Source organism: Hominiventricola sp. (genome assembly GCF_057604405.1).
The window spans coordinates 1-1,944 of record NZ_DBLYVB010000075.1 but is presented as its reverse complement, the minus strand read 5'-3'; the positions used below and the strand labels follow the sequence as shown (position 1 = coordinate 1,944).

Annotated in this window: 1 protein-coding gene; it reads left to right on the top strand. The window is 45.0% G+C overall.

Annotated features, from left to right (window positions below; translation table 11 throughout):
• Positions 1 to 1,497 (top strand): amidohydrolase (locus tag ACZMB2_RS14085; RefSeq protein WP_487597177.1); only part of this gene is annotated, 1,497 nt, incomplete at its 5' end.
• Positions 1,498 to 1,944 lie beyond the last annotated feature (447 nt).

The following is a 1,944-nucleotide window of genomic DNA, read 5'->3' as shown; positions in this document are numbered from 1 at the left end:
GCGGAAGCTTTTTCCTGCAAAAAACGGATTGACCTTAAGGGAAGGCTGATGCTGCCCGGTTTTGTGGATACACATATGCATATGCTGCATTATGCATTTGTGGAAAGATCTGTGAAACTGTTTGACTGCACAAGTGTTGAGGAAATGCTTGCTGCAGCAAAAAAAAGACTGGAGGAGAGTAAAGGTCAGAAGCTGACCTGGCTCTACTGCAGAGGCTGGAATGAGGAGCATTTTGATAAGCCGCGCTATCCGCATAAGGATGAGCTGGATGCACTCTCAACGGAAATCCCCATCATTATGGTGCGTGTCTGCGGGCATGTGGCTGTGTGCAACAGCTGTGGTCTGGAGCTTCTGAAAAAAATCCCGGAGTTTCCGGAGATTGAGAAGGAGGTTGATCTGGATACCGGACTTCTGAAGGAGAATGCAGTACAGTTTTATTCTTCCGTATTGGAAGCACCATCCCAGGAAGAAGTGGAAGGCTACATCAGATACAGTGCGAAGAAGCTGAATGAATGTGGATTTACAGGTGTACAGTCCGATGATCTTGCCTCCCTTCCGGGAAAAAACTGGCGTCGGATCATGGCCTCCTACAAGGCACTGGATGCTAGAGGAGAGCTGAGTATCCGCCATTATGAGCAGTGCCTTTTTGAGCGGGCGGAGGATGCGAAGGCTTTTATCGAGGAAGGATATCGTACCGGGCAGAGGGGAGATCACTTTACTGTTGGACCGATGAAGCTGATCCAGGATGGTTCCCTTGGTGCAAGAACAGCGGCCATGAATGAGCCTTACGAGGATTCGCCGGAAAATACCGGGATCATCACATTCAATCAGGATGAGCTTGACGATCTGTTTGCTTTTTTTGATCGGCATCAGATGCAGGCGGCGGTACACTGTATAGGCGATCGTGCCATGGATATGGTCATTGAGGCAGCTGCGAAATCTCCTTACCGGAAGGATAACAAAAAGGGCAGACATGGTATCGTGCATTGCCAGATCACCAATCCGCGTATTTTGCAGGGGATGAAAGACCAGGATCTGCTGGCATATATCCAGCCGGTATTTATCGATCTGGATATGAACACAGTGGAACCTGCCATCGGCGCACAACGTATGGATAAGGTGTATGCATGGAAGAGTATGCTAGATATGGGAATCCATACGTCCGGCGGCTCGGATGCTCCTGTGGTAAGCTTTGATGCAATGGAGAATATTTATTTTGCAGTTACCCGCAAAAATATCAGCGGTCAGCCACAGGAAGGCTGGATCCCATCCGAAAAAATATCCGTAGACGAAGCGGTGAAGCTTTTTACAAAAAACGCAGCTTACGCTTCCTATACAGAAGACGAGAACGGAACCATCGAAGTGGGAAAAAATGCGGACTTCGTAATTCTCGAGAAGAATATCTATGAGATCGACCCGGATGAGATCAAGGCCACGAAAGTGGATATGACAGTTCTTGGCGGTGAGATCGTTTATGAGAGAGAAGTAGAAGAATAGCGGCAGTATAAAAAGAAAAAAGTGAGAGGCAGAGTCTGAGTGGAGCAGGCTCTGCTTTTTTTGATTTCAGTAAAAATATAGAACAAGATGTATACCATAACGGTGAACAAAATTCGTCGAAGAAAGCAGTAACATTGTTACATGGAAAATATTGATTGAGAAACGAGGGTAAACTGGTTATAATAAAATCAAGAAATTTATAGTATTATCAGCAGAAAATGAGGTGATGATGTATGCCAAAGATTATGCAGGATTTAATTAAACAGTATGTGGAAGCGGTCATAAAAAAAGTGCCTGTCCCCGGCAAAAAACATAACGATATGGTAGAATGATTATGACAAATTTGAAGTTATAAGAAGTGGAAAAGGAGGACAAGTTAATGATAAAAAAAATAGCCATTGTACCCTATGTAACTAATGGGAGAAATTCACAGGTTGGACATGATGG